Origin of the sequence: Streptomyces sp. NPDC020845 (assembly GCF_044334165.1) — a bacterium.
Classification (GTDB): Bacteria; Actinomycetota; Actinomycetes; order Streptomycetales; family Streptomycetaceae; genus Streptomyces.
In genome coordinates this window covers 419,005-433,611 of sequence record NZ_JBIRSJ010000001.1, presented here as the reverse complement: position 1 = coordinate 433,611, position 14,607 = coordinate 419,005, and the positions used below count along the sequence as shown (strand labels likewise).

The window sequence follows — 14,607 nt, the reverse complement described above, 5'->3', positions numbered from 1 at the left end:
TCCAGAAGGACGCCGCGTTACCGCCGGAGCGCCGCGGACAGCAGCGCGGCGGGCGGATCGCCGTCGAGGAAATCGAAGAGCTCGTCGACGGTCGGTCCGGTGGCGGGGCCGTGCCGGGTGACCGCGAAGGCGGCCGCTGCGTTCGCGCCCTGTGCGGCGGCGATCGGGTCGAGCCCATGGCCGAGGAAGGCCAGGAAGGCTCCCGTATGTGCGTCGCCCGCGCCGTTGCTGTCGACCGCGGTCACGCGGCGGCCGGGGAGGTGCAGCGGCTCGCCGCCGAGCGGGACCAGCCAGCAGCCGGCCGCGTCGGCCCGCAGCAGCACCCCGGTACGGGGGCCCAGCCGGGCGGCGAGTGCGGCCGCGCCCTCGTGGGCGTCGGCCAGGCCGGTCAGCAGCCTTCCCTCGCGCTGGTTGCAGCTGACCCAGTCGCAGCGCGCCAGGACGGGTGCCAGCACCTCCTGCGGAATCTGGTCGACCAGGGGGCCCGGGTCGAGGCAGACCCGGGTGTGCTCCGGCAGCCGCGCGACGAGCGACGCCAGGATCGGGCCGTTGACCGGGTAGGCGAGCCCGTATCCGGAGATCTGAACCATGTCGCCGGGGCGCAGCGCGGCGAGCACGGCCGTGGCGTCGGCCTCTGTCAGCCGGGCCTCCGCGCCGAGGCTGGTGGCGAAGGTGCGCTCGCCTCCGTCGTCGACGAAGGCGACGCAGAATCCGGTGTCCGCCTCCGCGACCCGATCCAGCACCATCTCGATGCCTTCCCTGGCGAGGTCCGCCCGCACCCGGTCGCCGAACGGCCCTGTGCCGTGGGCGCCCGCGTACAGAGTCGGCAGGCCCAGCCGACGGGCGGCGGTGAGGACGTTGAATCCGCCGCCCGTGGTGAGGTTGGTGTCCTGGGACACGGTGTCACCGCCGCGTTCGGGCAGCGCGGGCACGCGCATCACCAGGTCGACGATGGCGTTGCCGGCCAGGACCAGCCGGCCGCCCGTGGGCTCGCCGGGGACGCCGTCCCGGGCGCCGGGGTTCATGAACCCGTTCATGAGATCTCCCGCGTGGCCGGGGCGGAGAAGACCTGCTGCTGGGAACGCTGTCCGGCGGCCTCCTGGCGGACGGTGCCGTCCAGCCTGCGCAGCAGCGCGTAGACGGCGGCCGCGAGGGTCAGCGTCACGACCCACCCAAGACCGTTGGAGCCGATCCAGCTGTGTGCGAGCGGCCCGGAGAACCATACGTCGGTCGGGCTGGTGCTCGCCTCCGTGAACAGCAGGCCCACCACGATGGCCAGCGCCCAGGCGATCATCGCGGCCCAGGCGACCCCGCCCCGGAACCAGTAGCGGCTGGAGCGCCCGACGTCCATCAGGGCCACGCTGTCATACGACCGGCGGACGATGAGGTCGACGGCGAAGACGCCCACCCAGGCGTTGATCGGCACGGCGAGAAGGGTGAGGAAGGTGATGAACGGGCCGTAGAAGTCCTTGGCGATCAGGATGAAGTAGATCCCGCCCGCGAAGGTGACGATCACGTCCAGGCCGACGGCGAGGGTGCGTCGGACCCGTATGCCCAGGGTGATCATGGTGAGTCCGGCCGAGTAGACGGACAGGTGGTTGGAGAGCAGCAGCCCGCCGAAGGCGGCGATCAGATACGGGATGGACATCCAGGTGGGCAGCATCGCGTTGATGGCCGAGACCGGATCGGAGGCGGAGGCGAGGTCCGGCTCACCCGCCGCGAGCAGTGAGCCCAGCGAGATCAGCACGACCAGCGGAATACCGGCGCCGAACGCGGACGCGGCCACGAGCCGCCCGCCGGGGATCCGCCGGGGCAGATAACGGGCGTAGTCGGCGCCGGTGTTGGCCCAGCCGATCCCGGTCCCGGCGGCGATCATGCCGACGCCCACGACCATCGCGCTCACCGGACCGGCCGGCGCGTGGCCCACCTTGCCCCAGTCGACGGTGGCTGCGAGAAAACCGATCACCACCAGGTTGAGCAGGCCGAAGACATAGCTGGCCCATCTGTTGATCCACATGATGGTGGCATGTCCGAGGCCGCTGATCAGCAGGGTGCAGCCGATGAAGACCAGCAGACAGACCACTGTGAGCACGGTGTTCCGCCGGATGCCGAAGGCGACGTCGAGCAGCGCCAGCAGGGCGAAGGCGGCCGTGGTGGTGTTGATGGTCTCCCAGCCGAGCCGACTCATCCAGGTGACCAGCGTGGGGCCTGCGTTGCCACGGACCCCGAACACCGCCCGGGACAGCGTGAGGGCGGGCGCCCCGCCGCGCTTGCCGGCGATGCTGAGCGCGCCCACCAGGGCGAAGGAGCCGAAGGACCCGAGCACGGCCACGATCGCCGCCTGCCAGATGTTCAGGCCGCGGAAGCTGACCAGAGCCGCGCCGAGCGGCAGGCCGAGGATGCTGATGTTCGCGGCGAACCAGGTCCAGAACATCTGTCCGGCGTGGCCGTGGCGCTCGGTGTCCGGAACCGGCTCGATGCCACGGGTCTCCACGGAGCCGACGCGGTCGTTCTCTGAAGCCGCCATGGTGGTACCTGTCTTTCTGTACGGGGGGCGCTCCGGTGCGGGTGGATGGGCGAGCGCGTGTTCATTGGGCCGGGCGCGTGTTCACTCGGCGGTGGCCGCGCGCAGCGTGAGCAGGGCGGTGGCCAGCGGTTCCAGGTCGAGGCCATTGACCGAGCGCAGGGTGGCGAGGGCTTCGGCGGGCAGGCCCGAGGCCCCGCTGATGGCACCGGCGATGGCGCCCGCGATGGCGCCGATGGTGTCGCAGTCACCGCCGAGGTTGGCCGCCAGCAGACACGCCCGCCAGGGGGAGCCCTCGGCGAGCGCCAGTACGGCGAAGGCCGCGGGGACCGACTCCTGGCTGGCTACGCTGGTGCCGACCAGGTCACAGACGCGGTCCAGGGCCTGGTCCTCGGGCAGACCGCGGACCAGGTCCACGGCCCAGCCGATGCGGGCGGCGATATCGGCACCGGCGACCCAGTGGCCCCGCTCGGCCCCGGCCTCGGCCGCCGTGACCGCCGCGGCGAAGGCGTCCTCCAGGTCTCCGCCGTCGATGCCCCGGCTCACAGCCGCCGCCACGGCGGCCGCGGAGGCGATGCCGATGCCGGTGTCATGGGTGACCTGGCAGGCCGCCGCCACCCGGTCGATGAAGGGCTCCAGCGGTGTGGCGGGGAAGGCGACGCCGACCGGGGTGATCCGCATGGCCGCGCCGTTGGTGGCCCCGGACTTGCCCGCCTCCTCCGGCGGTACGCCGCGGGACACGGCCTCCAAGGCGGCCTTGGTGGAGGGACCGAGCAGATCGAAGGAGCCCTTGGCCTTCATGGCACGCTCCCACTCCAGGAGTTCATGCGCGAGCCGCCGCGGGTCGACGCGTCCGCCGTCCTCGGTCAGCAGCCGGCCGACGATGAGGGCCTGATCGGTGTCGTCCGTGACCGAACCGGCGGGCATTCCGGCACTCACCGGGTTGTCCGCCGGACCGGCTTCAAAGCCGGTGACGGTGGAGAACCGGGCGGTGATCGACCGCCGGGACATGATCTGGGTGGGCATGCCCAGGGCGTCACCCATGGCCAGGCCGTACAGGGCGCCGAGCGCGCGGTCGTGCTGGTGGTTCATACGGGGCTTTCTGTCGGTGTGCGGGGTACGTCGGGCGCGCCGTGGAGCACGGGCCGGCTCACTGGGGCGGTTCGCCGAAGCCGAGGTGCAGTTGGAAACGGCCGGGGTCCAGCAGGCTGGTCACCTGCTCGACGATCCGGCCATCCGCTCCGCGGCTGACCCGGCGGGTGTTGAGCCAGACCTCTCCCTCCGGGCGGCGGAGCAGTGTCGCCTCTTCGGCGGCCAGGGGCCTCACGGACGCCCACTCGTCGCCATGTGTGGCTTGCAGTCCGGCCGCGGCCAGGGTCTTGGTCAGCGAGTCGTCGAGAAGCCCACGGACCGGGACGTCGCCCAGCGACGGGACCAGCGGAACCCTGCTGCGCTCCAGCGAGACAGGAGTGCCCTCCGGCAGCACGCGCAGCCGGTCAAGCGCCATGAACTCGCTGCTCTCCAGCCCCAGTTCCGCCGCCAGTCCGGCATCGCGCACCGCTTCGAGACGGAGCACCTCCGTGGTGATCCGGGCGCCCTGGCCGGCCAGGGCTCTGGTCCATCCCAAGCTGTTGTCCAGCAGGCTGCCGTCAAAGGCGACGAACGAGCCGACGCCCGCGTGTGTGGAGATCAGCCCTTGTTTGCTGAGCTCGTCCAACGCCTGGCGGACCGTGGTCCGGCTGACCGCGAAGCGCCGGGTGAGCGCGTGTTCGCCGGGCAGCCTGCTGCCCGGTTCCAGAACGCCGCTGTGGATCTCACGGGCCAGAACGCGGGCGATGCGCTGATGCTTGAGGACCTGTTTAGGCATGTCTGGAAGCTAGCCATACATGTCCAGTCCTGTCTAGTGCCAGTTTTTCTTTCTGTCCTTGCCGGTGATCGATAGGGAGGCTCCACATGGTGTGGCGGCAACCGGTGTGCGATCTCCCCATTGCCTCGTTCACCGGCCCCCCATGAGGATCTTGCGCACTCTGCCCCGCGATCAGGAGATGCGTATGCCCACGGACCCCCTCAAGACGTCGGAAGCAGAGGCGAGCCGCGAGGAAACCTGGCTTGCCCGGCTGGCGTTGCGGTTCACCCGCTTCTCCGAGAAGTGGCTGCCCGACGCCCTAGGCTTCGTCCTGATCGGCACTTTCGTGGTCCTCGCCCTGGGGCTCGCCTCCGGGGAGAGTCTGCTCGGCAAGCCGAGCGACCCGGAAGCGACCAGCGGCTTCGGCCTCGTGGACGCATGGGGCAAGGGTTTCTGGTCACTTATCGAGTTCACCCTGCAGATGGCGATCATCGTCATCGCGGGCTACGCGGTCGCGGTCTCACCGCCGGTCGCCCGCCTGATCGCCCGGCTGGCCGCCGCGCCCAAAACCCCGCGCGGCGCCATCCCGTTCACCGCCGCCGTCGCCATGGCCACCTCGTATGTGAACTGGGCCTTCAGCCTCGTCTTCACCGCCATCCTCGCCAAGGAGATCGCCCGCCGACTGCCCGGAGTCGACTACCGCGCCATCGGGGCCATGGCCTTCCTCGGTCTTGGCACCGTGTGGGCCCAGGGCCTGTCGGGATCGGCCGCGCTGCAGGTGGCCAGCGCGGTGTCCAGCCCCGCCGCCGTGCAGAAGATCATCGCCGAGGGGCGTGGTGGCAGCGGGGTCATTCCGCTGACCGACACCATCTTCCTCTGGCAGGGCATCGTGGCCACGTTGGTCGTCTTCGTGGTCGCGGTCACCATGGCGTGGTTCCTGGCCCCGTCACCGGAGCGTGCGATGACCGCGGAGCGCCTTGGTATCGACCTCGGTCCCGCGCTCCGTACGAAGAGCCCGGACTCCCGGCGCAGCCGCCCCGGCGAGTGGGTCGAGTTCAGTCCAACCTTCACGATCGCGCTCTTCGTACTGGGCCTGTGGTATCTGGTCCGCCACTTCACCCAGGCCAAGGGCAATGCGCTCAACGCGCTCGATCTGAACACCGTCAACCTGATTCTGATCCTGCTGGCCCTCATCCTGCACTGGCGGCCCGTACACCTCGCCCGCGCCTTCCGGGAGGGAGCACCTGCCGCCTCGGGCGTGTTGCTGCAATTCCCCTTGTACGGCGGCATCTTCGGGATGATCGCCTTCACCGGCCTGCACCAGACCATCGCCGACTGGCTGGTGTCGGTGTCGAACGAATACCTCTACCCGGCCCTCATCGGCGTCTACAGCTGTGTGCTCGGGGTGTTCGTACCCAGCGGCGGTGGCAAGTGGGTGGTCGAGGCGCCCTACGTCCTCGGGGCGGCCAACGAACTCCATGTGAACCAAGGATGGATGGTCGTGGTGTACGACCTCGGCGAGGCCAGCGCCAATCTGCTCCAGCCGTTCTGGATGCTGCCCACCCTCGCCATCCTCGGTCTGAAGGCGCGCGACATCATGGGCTACACCTTCGCCATGTTCCTCGCGCTGTTCCCCACGGTGCTCGTCCTCGTGACGCTGCTCGCTCAGACCCTGACCTTTCCGTGACGGACCGATCCACCGGCCAGGACCCTGGTGACCGCCGCCGCGGCGGTCCGCAGTGCGCTGATCCACTCCGGCAGCCCTTCCCTGCTGAACCGCACGCTGGGCATCGCGAGCGCGACCGACGCCACGCCCCGCCCGGCGGTGTCCCGGATCTCGACGGCGACCGCGGTGAGTCCGGCCTCGGTCTTCTGGTCGTTGATGGCGAAGCCACGTTTGCGGACGAGCGCGAGCTCACGCCGCAGACGTGGCAGATCCACCTCTCCCACCGCCTCGTACAGCGCGGTCACCTCGTCCGGCGGCATGGCGGCCAGGAGCGCCTTGCCGCCCGAGGTGAGGTGGGCCGGCAGCGCGCCCGGCCCTGCTGCCCGCGCGCAGCACCTGGGCCGACTCCGCCGTGGCGATGAACCGGGCCTCGGTGCCCGCCAGGACGGTGAGGTTTACCGACTCCTGCGCCCGTTCGGCCAGCGCCTCCATATGCGGAAGGGCCACCTGCCTAGCAGCGCCACGGGCGCCTCGGCGGCCGTGGCCGGGCGCAGAACGTCCCCTGCCTCGTAGCTCCGGTCCGGCCGCTGCTCCGCGAATCCCCGGTGGACCAGCATCGCGAGCAGTCGATGCGCCGTCGAAACGGACACTCCCAGCCTTCGCGCCGCCTCGCTCACCCGGAGCGGCCCTTCCTGCTGGAGCAGCGCTCCTGATTCCGCTGTGGACCGAGATCGGCGATCTCATGCCGTCGAGCCCGGCGTCACGGGCCCTTCCCCATCTATAGCGCTGGCGGGATCTCCTCCCCGCCGCCGAGCAGGCCGGAGCGCTGGTCCCGGTCGGGCGCGGCGGCGAGCGCCGGGCGATCGCTCTGGCCAACCCGGGCCTGGGCGGCAGGCCGTTCGCGACGCCGACACTGTGGGCGGCGATCCAGTACCTCAATCCGCATGAGGACGCGCCGGTCCACCGGCACACCCAGCATGCCTTCCGGTTCGTGGTCGAGGGTGAAGGCGTGTGGACGGTCGTGGGCGGCGACCCGGTCGCCATGCGGCGCGGTGACTTCCTCCCACAGGCCTGCTGGAACTGGCACGGCCGGTCGGGGACTTCCCGGGCAGCCGGCTTTCGGTGCGCACCCCCGTACACATCCTCACCGCCGACCCGGCCGCCGCGGAGATCCTGAGCCGCCATATCCCGGGCGTCACCGATTCGGAGAACCTTCAGTTCATGGCCACGATCTCGCTGATCGGCCTGGCCGCGCCGCCCGCCCGTCGCGCGGGTCTCCGTCGAGCAGTTGCATGCCATTGCCACCGAACTGGCCGCCCTGGACGCGGCCTGACGTCTCGCCGGCGACGGCCGAGTGGCCTACCTGGAGCAACTTTTCGGACTTTCCACGAGCAGGCGCCGGGATGCGGCCTCGTCGAGGCGGATCGCCTCTATGCTTCTACATGCGTGTAGATCAGAACACAACATGTACGAAGGAGTGAACGCCGCGATGGTGTTCAAGCGACTGCTCGGCTCGCTCGGTGTCGGCGGCCCCACCGTGGACACGGTCCTGGAGGGCGGGCCGGTGCGTCCCGGTGGTCCGCTGAGCGGGCAGGTCCATCTCAAGGGCGGATCCTCGGACTTCGAGATCGAGCAGATCACCCTGGAACTGGTGGCCCGGGTCGAGGCCGAGCACGAGGACGGGGAGCACGAGGGCGTCGTCACCTTCGACCGCTTCACGGTCGGCGGCGGGTTCCGGCTCACCGAGGGAGAGCACCGCAGCGTGCCGTTCTCCGTCCAGATCCCGTGGGAGACCCCCGTCACCGAGCTGTACGGGCAGCCGCTTGGCGTCGTCATGGGTGTGCGCACCGAGCTCGAGGTGAAGGGCGCCAAGGACAAGGGCGACCTGGACCAGCTGACCGTGGACCCACTGCCCGCCCAGGAAGCCGTCCTGGAGGCGTTCGGACAGCTCGGCTTCGGCTTCAAGTCGGCCGATCTGGAGCTGGGCCACATCGGCGGCACCGGCCAGACGCTGCCGTTCTACCAGGAGATCGAGCTCGCCCCCGCCCCGCAGTACGCGCACGCGGTCAACGAGATCGAGGTCACCTTCCTCGCCCACCCCGGCGGCATGGAGGTGATCCTGGAGGCCGACAAGCGCGGCGGGCTCTTCTCCGGCGGCCACGACGCGCTCAACCGCTTCACCGTCAGCCACGATGGAGTCGAACACCGCGACTGGAACGCGGAGGTCGACGCCTGGGTCCGGCAGCTGGTCGACAGCCACGCGTCGCACGGCCGGCACGGCGCGCCCTACGGGCAGGGTTATGCCCACCACGACGGATACGGCGGATACGGACACGACAGCCACGGGCACGACGGGCATCACCGCTCAGGGCCAAGCACTGGCGCGGTGGTCGCGGGCGTCGCGGCCGGGGTCGCGGTCGGTGTCGTCGGTGGCATCGTGGCCGCCGAGGTCGTGGACGAGATCGGCGACGCCTTCGAGGACGAGGAAGAGGACGACTGAGCCGACCGAGGGCCACACCGCCATCGGCGGCGCCGACGGCAACGTCGACATGACCGCGTGACCCAAGGAGCAGCCAGGAACCGGAGGGGGCGTACACGCGCCCCCGCTACGCCTCCTCCCCCGGTCGTCCTGGCCCTGACGGCACACCGGCGGCAATCTCCAGGATCTGATGCCGGCCATCCTCCCCCGCCTCTGACGGTCCGCGCCGGGCCGTACCGACGCCGGCCCTGGACATCCGGCTACGATCGACTCACCCTCCGCTACGGCTTCCTTTCCGGTAGCTCTCTACATACCTGTAGATTCTGTTTCTTCCTCATATGGCGGAAGTACTGGCAAGGAGATACGGATGGCGCTGTGGGACCGCATCAAGGACTCGGCCCAGACGATGCAGGCCCAGCTCACGGCGAAGAAGAACGAGTTGCAGAGCGGGGCCTTCCGGGACGCGAGCATGGCGATGTGCGCCCTGGTGGCGGCGGCGGACGGCACGATCGACCCGTCCGAGCGACAACGCGTCGCCCAGCTCATCACCACCAACGACGTGCTCCAGCACTTCCCGCCGGACGATCTGCACCACCGCTTCGAGGAACACCTCGACAAGCTCACCGAGGACTTCCCCCTCGGCAAGGTGAGCGCCATGAAGGAGATCGGCAAGGCGCGGAGGAAGCCCGCGGAGGCACGAGCCGTCATCCAGATCGGCATCGTCATCGGCTGTGCCGATGGCTACTTCGACGACAGCGAACGGGCCGTCGTCCGCGAGGTCTGCACGGCCCTGGACATCCCGCCGACCGAGTTCGACCTGCACCGCGCTCTCCGCGCTCCCCGCCGATACCGAGCCCTGGACGAACTCCCCCAGGTGGCCGACGACCGGCTGTCTCCGCGAGCGGACTCCGGTACGGCACAGGCGGTGCGCCCCGAGGCCGCCATACCGGACGACGACCTTCAGGTCTTTCTCAAGGCACTGGCCAGCACGACGCGTCAGAAGCTCTATTCGCACTTCGCGGACGGGGAGGAGCTGACGGTCGGCGAGGTGGCCGAGCGTGCCGGACTCGGTCCGTCGACCACCTCCGAGCACCTTGCCGTCCTCCGACGCGGAGGTCTGCTCCAGTCAACGCGTACCGGCAAGCTGGTCCGCTACCGGGCCGACCAGGAGGGCATCGCCGGACTGCTCGATCAGCTCCATTCCTACCTCCTCTCCCCTTCGGAACCGCAGGACACTCGCGCTTCCCAGAGCTAGCGGCGAGCGCCCATGGGAACACCTCCGGCGGCACCGGGTGCCACATGCGGGGCGAATGACGGTCGATTCAGGCCCGTCGGCGTGCCCAGATTTCACCCGATTTCATCGCCTCTGTAACGCATATTCCCTGCAATCGAGCGCGCCGCCTCCCTTTTCATTGGCACCTGGTGCCACTAACGTTCACATGGCTTCCAGGGTGCGACGAAGAGCCGATCGACGGCCCGACCGAACAAGGGGGACAGCGATGTTCCAGAAGATCCTCGTTGCCAACCGTGGTGAAATCGCGATTCGGGCGTTCCGAGCCGGCTATGAGCTGGGCGCGAAGACCGTCGCCGTGTTCCCGTACGAAGACCGCAACTCGTTGCACCGGCTGAAGGCCGATGAGGCGTACGAGATCGGTGAACCGGGGCATCCGGTACGGGCCTATCTGTCCGTGGAGGAGATCGTCCGCGCGGCGCGAGCGGCCGGCGCGGACGCGGTCTACCCCGGGTACGGATTCCTCTCCGAGAACCCCGACCTCGCGCGTGCGTGCGAGGAGGCGGGCATCACGTTTGTCGGCCCTGACGCGCAGATCCTGGAGCTGACCGGGAACAAGGCGCGGGCGGTGGCCGCGGCCCGTGCGGCCGGTGTCCCCGTGCTCGGCTCCTCACAGCCCTCCACCGATGTGGACGAGCTGGTCCAAGCCGCGGAGGAGCTCGGCTTCCCGGTGTTCGTCAAGGCCGTGGCCGGCGGTGGCGGACGCGGTATGCGGCGGGTCGAGGACCGGGGGACGCTGCGCGAGTCCATCGAGGCGGCATCCCGCGAGGCCGCCTCCGCGTTCGGCGACCCGACCGTCTTCCTGGAGAAGGCCGTCGTCGAGCCCCGCCATATCGAGGTGCAGATCCTCGCCGACGCGCAGGGCAACATCATGCACCTCTTCGAGCGTGACTGTTCGGTGCAGCGCCGGCACCAGAAGGTGATCGAGCTGGCGCCCGCGCCCAATCTCGACCCGGCGCTCCGCACACGGATCTGCGACGACGCGGTGAAGTTCGCCCGGCAGATCGGGTACCGCAACGCGGGCACGGTGGAGTTCCTGCTCGACCGTGCCGGGAACCACGTGTTCATCGAGATGAACCCGCGGATCCAGGTCGAGCACACGGTGACCGAGGAGGTCACCGACGTCGACCTGGTGCAGGCCCAGCTGAGGATCGCCTCCGGCCAGACGCTGGCCGATCTCGGGCTGTCGCAAGAGACCGTCACGCTGCGCGGTGCCGCGTTGCAGTGCCGGATCACCACCGAGGATCCGGCCAACGGTTTCCGCCCGGACGTCGGCATGATCAGCGCGTACCGCTCGCCGGGCGGCTCGGGCATCCGCCTGGACGGCGGCACCGCCCACGCCGGTACGGAGATCAGCGCGCACTTCGACTCGATGCTGGTCAAGCTGACCTGCCGGGGCCGGGACTTCGACACCGCGGTCGGCCGCGCCCGGCGTGCCGTGGCCGAGTTCCGCATCCGCGGGGTGGCCACGAACATCCCGTTCCTCCAGGCCGTGCTGGACGATCCGGACTTCAGGGCCGGGCGGGTCACGACGTCGTTCATCGAGCAGCGGCCGCATCTGCTGACCGCACGGCATTCGGCCGACCGCGGTACGAAGCTGCTCACCTACCTCGCCAACGTCACGGTGAACAGGCCCCACGGCGAGCGGCCTGCGCTGCTCGACCCGACCACCAAGCTGCCGCTGACCCCCGCCACCGAACCGCCTGTCGGCTCCCGGCAGAGGCTCACCGAACTCGGTCCGGAGGGCTTCGCGCGGTGGCTGCGCGACTCGCCGACCATCGGGGTGACCGACACCACCTTCCGTGACGCGCATCAGTCGCTGCTGGCCACTCGTGTACGGACGAAGGACCTGCTCGCGGTGGCCCCGGTGGTGGCGCGGACGCTGCCGAAGCTGCTGTCGCTGGAGTGCTGGGGCGGCGCCACCTACGACGTCGCACTCCGCTTCCTCGCCGAGGACCCCTGGGAGCGCCTGGCCCAGCTGCGCGAGGCGGTACCGAACATCTGCCTGCAGATGCTGCTGCGCGGCCGCAACACCGTCGGCTACACCCCGTACCCGACCGAGGTGACCGACGCCTTCGTCGAAGAGGCCACGAACACCGGTATCGACATCTTCCGGATCTTCGACGCCCTCAACGACGTCGGGCAGATGCGCCCCGCCATCGACGCCGTACGGAACACCGGCACCGCGATCGCCGAGGTCGCGCTCTGCTACACCGCCGATCTCTCCGACCCGTCGGAGAAGCTGTACACACTTGACTACTACCTGAGGCTGGCCGAGCAGATCGTGGCCGCCGGCGCGCACATCCTGGCCGTCAAGGACATGGCCGGGCTGCTGCGCGCCCCGGCCGCGGCCAAGCTGGTGTCCGCGCTGCGCCGGGAGTTCGACCTGCCGGTGCACCTGCACACCCACGACACCGCCGGCGGCCAGCTCGCCACCTATCTCGCGGCGATCCAGGCCGGTGCGGACGCGGTGGACGGGGCGGTGGCCTCCATGGCGGGCACCACCAGCCAGCCGTCGCTGTCGGCGATCGTGGCCGCCACCGACCACTCCGACCGGCCCACCGGACTCGACCTCCAGGCCGTCGGCGACCTTGAGCCGTACTGGGAGACCGTACGCGCCGTCTACGCCCCGTTCGAGGCCGGTCTGGCCTCGCCGACCGGACGCGTCTACCACCACGAGATCCCCGGCGGACAGCTGTCCAATCTGCGCACCCAGGCCATCGCGCTCGGCCTCGGCGACCGCTTCGAGGAGGTCGAGGCGATGTACGCCGCCGCCGACCGGATGCTCGGCCACCTGGTGAAGGTCACCCCCTCGTCGAAGGTGGTCGGCGACCTCGCACTGCACCTGGTCGGGGCCGGCGTGGCGCCGGAGGACTTCGAGGCCGAGCCGAACAAGTACGACATCCCCGACTCGGTCATCGGCTTTCTCCGCGGCGATCTTGGCACCCCGCCCGGCGGCTGGCCGGAGCCGTTCCGCACCAAGGCGCTGCAGGGCCGCCCGGACCCCAAGCCGACCCCCGGGCTGTCCGCCGAGGACCGTGAACTTCTGGAGAAGGACCGGCGCGCGACACTGAACCGGCTGCTGTTCCCCGGGCCGACCAAGGACTTCGCCACCCACCGCCAGAACTACGGCGACACCAGCCTGCTGGCCAGCAAGGACTTCTTCTACGGGCTGCGCCCGGGCAAGGAGTACGCGGTGGACCTCGAGCCCGGTGTCCGGCTGCTCATCGAACTCGAAGCGATCGGCGAGGCCGACGAACGCGGGATGCGTACCGTGATGTCCTCGCTCAACGGCCAACTGCGGCCGATCCAGGTGCGGGACACCTCCGTGGCGTCCGACATCCCGGCGACACAGAAGGCCGACAAGGCCAACCCCGGCCATGTCGCGGCCCCCTTCGCCGGCGTCGTCACGCTCACGGTCGCCGAAGGGGACACGGTCGAGGCCGGTGCCACCGTGGCCACCATCGAGGCGATGAAGATGGAGGCCACCATCACCGCCCCCAAGGCGGGGAAGGTGTCCCGTCTCGCGATCAGCCGGGTCCAGCAGGTCGAGGGCGGTGACCTGCTCGTCGAGCTCAGCTAGAGCCGCCCCAGAGGGCGCCTCGAAGGCGCCCCGGGATGCGTCGTGACCGCCCGTCAGCCGTCAAAGCGGTGGCGGGCGGTCTCAATGTGGCCGAGGTACTGGTGAGTCCAGGCACACATCGCATCGACCGTCGCCCGTAGGGCTCGGCCCGGTTCGGTGAGGGTGTACTCGACCCGCGGCGGGACGGTGGGGTACACCGTCCGCTCGACCAGGCCGTTGTGCTCCAGCATGCGCAGGTTCTGGGTGAGCATCTTGTGGCTGATGCCCTCGACCTCGTTCCGCAGCTCGCTGAAGCGCAGGGTGCGCTCACCGAGCATCTCGATGATCAGGAACGCCCATTTGTTGGCGACGTCCGAGAAGATCTCCCGCGCCAGGGAATCCGCGCGCCTCAGGTCCGCTTCGTCGAGCGAGCTGCCCTTGAACTGCTTGGTCACCATAAGGTTCCTCAGTCACCGAAAAGTGCGTTCTTCCATGTCAGCGGCCACTCTCCTACAGTTCCTGAGTAACCACAAGAGAGCAAGCGAGGAGACTGGCAGCATGGCCATCACTCTGGTGAACCCCGACGGACTGCCCGAGATCGATGTCTACCGGCAGGTGTCGATCGCATCCGGGTCGAAGCAGGTCTTCATCGCCGGGCAGGTCGCCTGGGACGCCGAGGGGAACACGGTCGGCGAAGGCGACCTCGCCGCGCAGGTCGAGCAGTGCTACCTCAACATCGGCACCGCCCTCGCGGGGGTCGGCGGCTCCTTCGACGATGTGGCGAAACTGACCGTCTACGTCGTCGACTGGACGCCCGACAAGATGCCCGCGCTCCTGGAGGGGATCGCTGGGGCGGCCGTGAAGCTGGGGGTCACCCCGACCCCGCCGGCCACGCTGCTGGGCGTTGCGGCACTGGACATACCCGACCATCTCGTCGAGATCGAAGCCACCGCGATCCTCGACTGATAGCGCCCTGCCGCGCGGCGCCGTCACCTCGGCCGGGCTCGCCACGCAGGCTCGCCACGAGAAAGGCCGCTCCCGGCACTCGGGAGCGGCCTTGCCCGCTCCGGCTCCCACCCCCGCTTCCTCGACGTAACCGGCCATACCAGGGCGTGCGGTGAGGGTTCACCGGACCAGGGTCCGGTGAACCCTCACGTCCTGTTACCGTCATTCCGGTCGCTCGGTCCCGACTTGGCCCGGGCCCGGTATTTCTCCTCCGCCTGGTGTTCGGGGTGGCGG

12 protein-coding genes and 2 pseudogenes are annotated in these 14,607 nt (G+C 69.8%); 7 read left to right on the top strand and 7 right to left on the bottom strand.

Annotated features, from left to right (window positions below):
- Positions 1-17: 17 nt before the first annotated feature.
- From ACH4U7_RS01695 to ACH4U7_RS01680, 4 genes are all read right to left on the bottom strand, one after another.
- Positions 18-1,037: a PfkB family carbohydrate kinase gene (locus ACH4U7_RS01695; protein ID WP_398526032.1), complete on the bottom strand. Its 1,020-nt coding sequence runs from the start codon at positions 1,035-1,037 to the stop codon at positions 18-20.
- Complete coding sequence (locus ACH4U7_RS01690; protein ID WP_398526031.1) at positions 1,034-2,527, bottom strand: purine-cytosine permease family protein; 1,494 nt, start codon at positions 2,525-2,527, stop codon at positions 1,034-1,036. The genes ACH4U7_RS01695 and ACH4U7_RS01690 overlap by 4 nt, the downstream gene beginning before the upstream one ends.
- 81 nt (positions 2,528-2,608) lie before the next feature.
- A complete protein-coding gene (locus ACH4U7_RS01685) occupies positions 2,609-3,616 on the bottom strand; it encodes an ADP-ribosylglycohydrolase family protein (protein ID WP_398526030.1) in 1,008 nt (335 codons plus the stop codon).
- A 58-nt stretch (positions 3,617-3,674) separates the two neighbouring features.
- Complete coding sequence (locus ACH4U7_RS01680; protein ID WP_398526029.1) at positions 3,675-4,391, bottom strand: GntR family transcriptional regulator; 717 nt, start codon at positions 4,389-4,391, stop codon at positions 3,675-3,677.
- A gap of 184 nt (positions 4,392-4,575) precedes the next feature.
- Between ACH4U7_RS01680 and ACH4U7_RS01675 the strand changes: the two genes are divergently transcribed.
- A complete protein-coding gene (locus ACH4U7_RS01675; protein ID WP_398526028.1) occupies positions 4,576-6,057 on the top strand; it encodes a short-chain fatty acid transporter in 1,482 nt (493 codons plus the stop codon).
- On the opposite strand, the gene ACH4U7_RS01670 is transcribed toward ACH4U7_RS01675, so the two are convergent.
- The gene (locus tag ACH4U7_RS01670) at positions 6,036-6,401 is read right to left on the bottom strand and encodes an IclR family transcriptional regulator C-terminal domain-containing protein (RefSeq protein ID WP_398526439.1); all 366 of its coding nucleotides are present in this window, start codon (positions 6,399-6,401) and stop codon (positions 6,036-6,038) included. The genes ACH4U7_RS01675 and ACH4U7_RS01670 overlap by 22 nt on opposite strands.
- Before the next feature lie 90 nt (positions 6,402-6,491).
- On the bottom strand, positions 6,492-6,686 hold the full coding sequence (locus ACH4U7_RS01665) for a helix-turn-helix domain-containing protein (RefSeq protein WP_398526027.1): 195 nt from the start codon (positions 6,684-6,686) through the stop codon (positions 6,492-6,494).
- On the opposite strand from ACH4U7_RS01665, the pseudogene ACH4U7_RS01660 reads away from it, so the two are divergent.
- The 5 genes and pseudogenes from ACH4U7_RS01660 to ACH4U7_RS01640 all read left to right on the top strand — a co-directional run.
- Positions 6,635-7,144: pseudogene (locus ACH4U7_RS01660) on the top strand (cupin domain-containing protein); the annotation flags it as partial. The gene ACH4U7_RS01665 and the pseudogene ACH4U7_RS01660 sit on opposite strands and share 52 nt — an antisense overlap.
- A gap of 381 nt (positions 7,145-7,525) precedes the next feature.
- Positions 7,526-8,536, top strand: coding sequence for a sporulation protein (locus ACH4U7_RS01655; protein WP_398526026.1), 1,011 nt, complete (start codon positions 7,526-7,528; stop codon positions 8,534-8,536).
- Between the two features lie 346 nt (positions 8,537-8,882).
- Positions 8,883-9,335: pseudogene (locus tag ACH4U7_RS01650) on the top strand (tellurite resistance TerB family protein); the annotation flags it as partial.
- A 54-nt stretch (positions 9,336-9,389) separates the two neighbouring features.
- A complete protein-coding gene (locus ACH4U7_RS01645; RefSeq protein WP_398526438.1) occupies positions 9,390-9,770 on the top strand; it encodes an ArsR/SmtB family transcription factor in 381 nt (126 codons plus the stop codon).
- Positions 9,771-10,014: 244 nt separating this feature from the next.
- Positions 10,015-13,389 carry a pyruvate carboxylase gene (locus ACH4U7_RS01640; RefSeq protein ID WP_398526025.1) on the top strand — a complete coding sequence of 1,125 codons (3,375 nt, stop codon included), beginning with the start codon at positions 10,015-10,017 and terminating at the stop codon, positions 13,387-13,389.
- 53 nt (positions 13,390-13,442) lie between these two features.
- Here ACH4U7_RS01640 and ACH4U7_RS01635 read toward each other — a convergent pair whose 3' ends face one another.
- Positions 13,443-13,826, bottom strand: coding sequence for a winged helix-turn-helix transcriptional regulator (locus ACH4U7_RS01635; protein ID WP_385609727.1), 384 nt, complete (start codon positions 13,824-13,826; stop codon positions 13,443-13,445).
- Between the two features lie 100 nt (positions 13,827-13,926).
- Between ACH4U7_RS01635 and ACH4U7_RS01630 the strand changes: the two genes are divergently transcribed.
- A complete protein-coding gene (locus ACH4U7_RS01630; RefSeq protein ID WP_398526024.1) occupies positions 13,927-14,334 on the top strand; it encodes a RidA family protein in 408 nt (135 codons plus the stop codon).
- Positions 14,335-14,607: the final 273 nt, after the last annotated feature.

What these genes read in the sequence shown, in the direction of transcription:
- ACH4U7_RS01695 (WP_398526032.1), bottom strand. Translation starts at nt 1,037, where the DNA reads ATGAACGGGTTCATGAACCCCGGCGCCCGGGACGGCGTCCCCGGCGAG.
- ACH4U7_RS01690 (WP_398526031.1), bottom strand. Translation starts at nt 2,527, where the DNA reads ATGGCGGCTTCAGAGAACGACCGCGTCGGCTCCGTGGAGACCCGTGGC.
- ACH4U7_RS01685 (WP_398526030.1), bottom strand. Translation starts at nt 3,616, where the DNA reads ATGAACCACCAGCACGACCGCGCGCTCGGCGCCCTGTACGGCCTGGCC.
- ACH4U7_RS01680 (WP_398526029.1), bottom strand. Translation starts at nt 4,391, where the DNA reads ATGCCTAAACAGGTCCTCAAGCATCAGCGCATCGCCCGCGTTCTGGCC.
- ACH4U7_RS01675 (WP_398526028.1), top strand. Translation starts at nt 4,576, where the DNA reads ATGCCCACGGACCCCCTCAAGACGTCGGAAGCAGAGGCGAGCCGCGAG.
- ACH4U7_RS01655 (WP_398526026.1), top strand. Translation starts at nt 7,526, where the DNA reads ATGGTGTTCAAGCGACTGCTCGGCTCGCTCGGTGTCGGCGGCCCCACC.
- ACH4U7_RS01640 (WP_398526025.1), top strand. Translation starts at nt 10,015, where the DNA reads ATGTTCCAGAAGATCCTCGTTGCCAACCGTGGTGAAATCGCGATTCGG.
- ACH4U7_RS01635 (WP_385609727.1), bottom strand. Translation starts at nt 13,826, where the DNA reads ATGGTGACCAAGCAGTTCAAGGGCAGCTCGCTCGACGAAGCGGACCTG.
- ACH4U7_RS01630 (WP_398526024.1), top strand. Translation starts at nt 13,927, where the DNA reads ATGGCCATCACTCTGGTGAACCCCGACGGACTGCCCGAGATCGATGTC.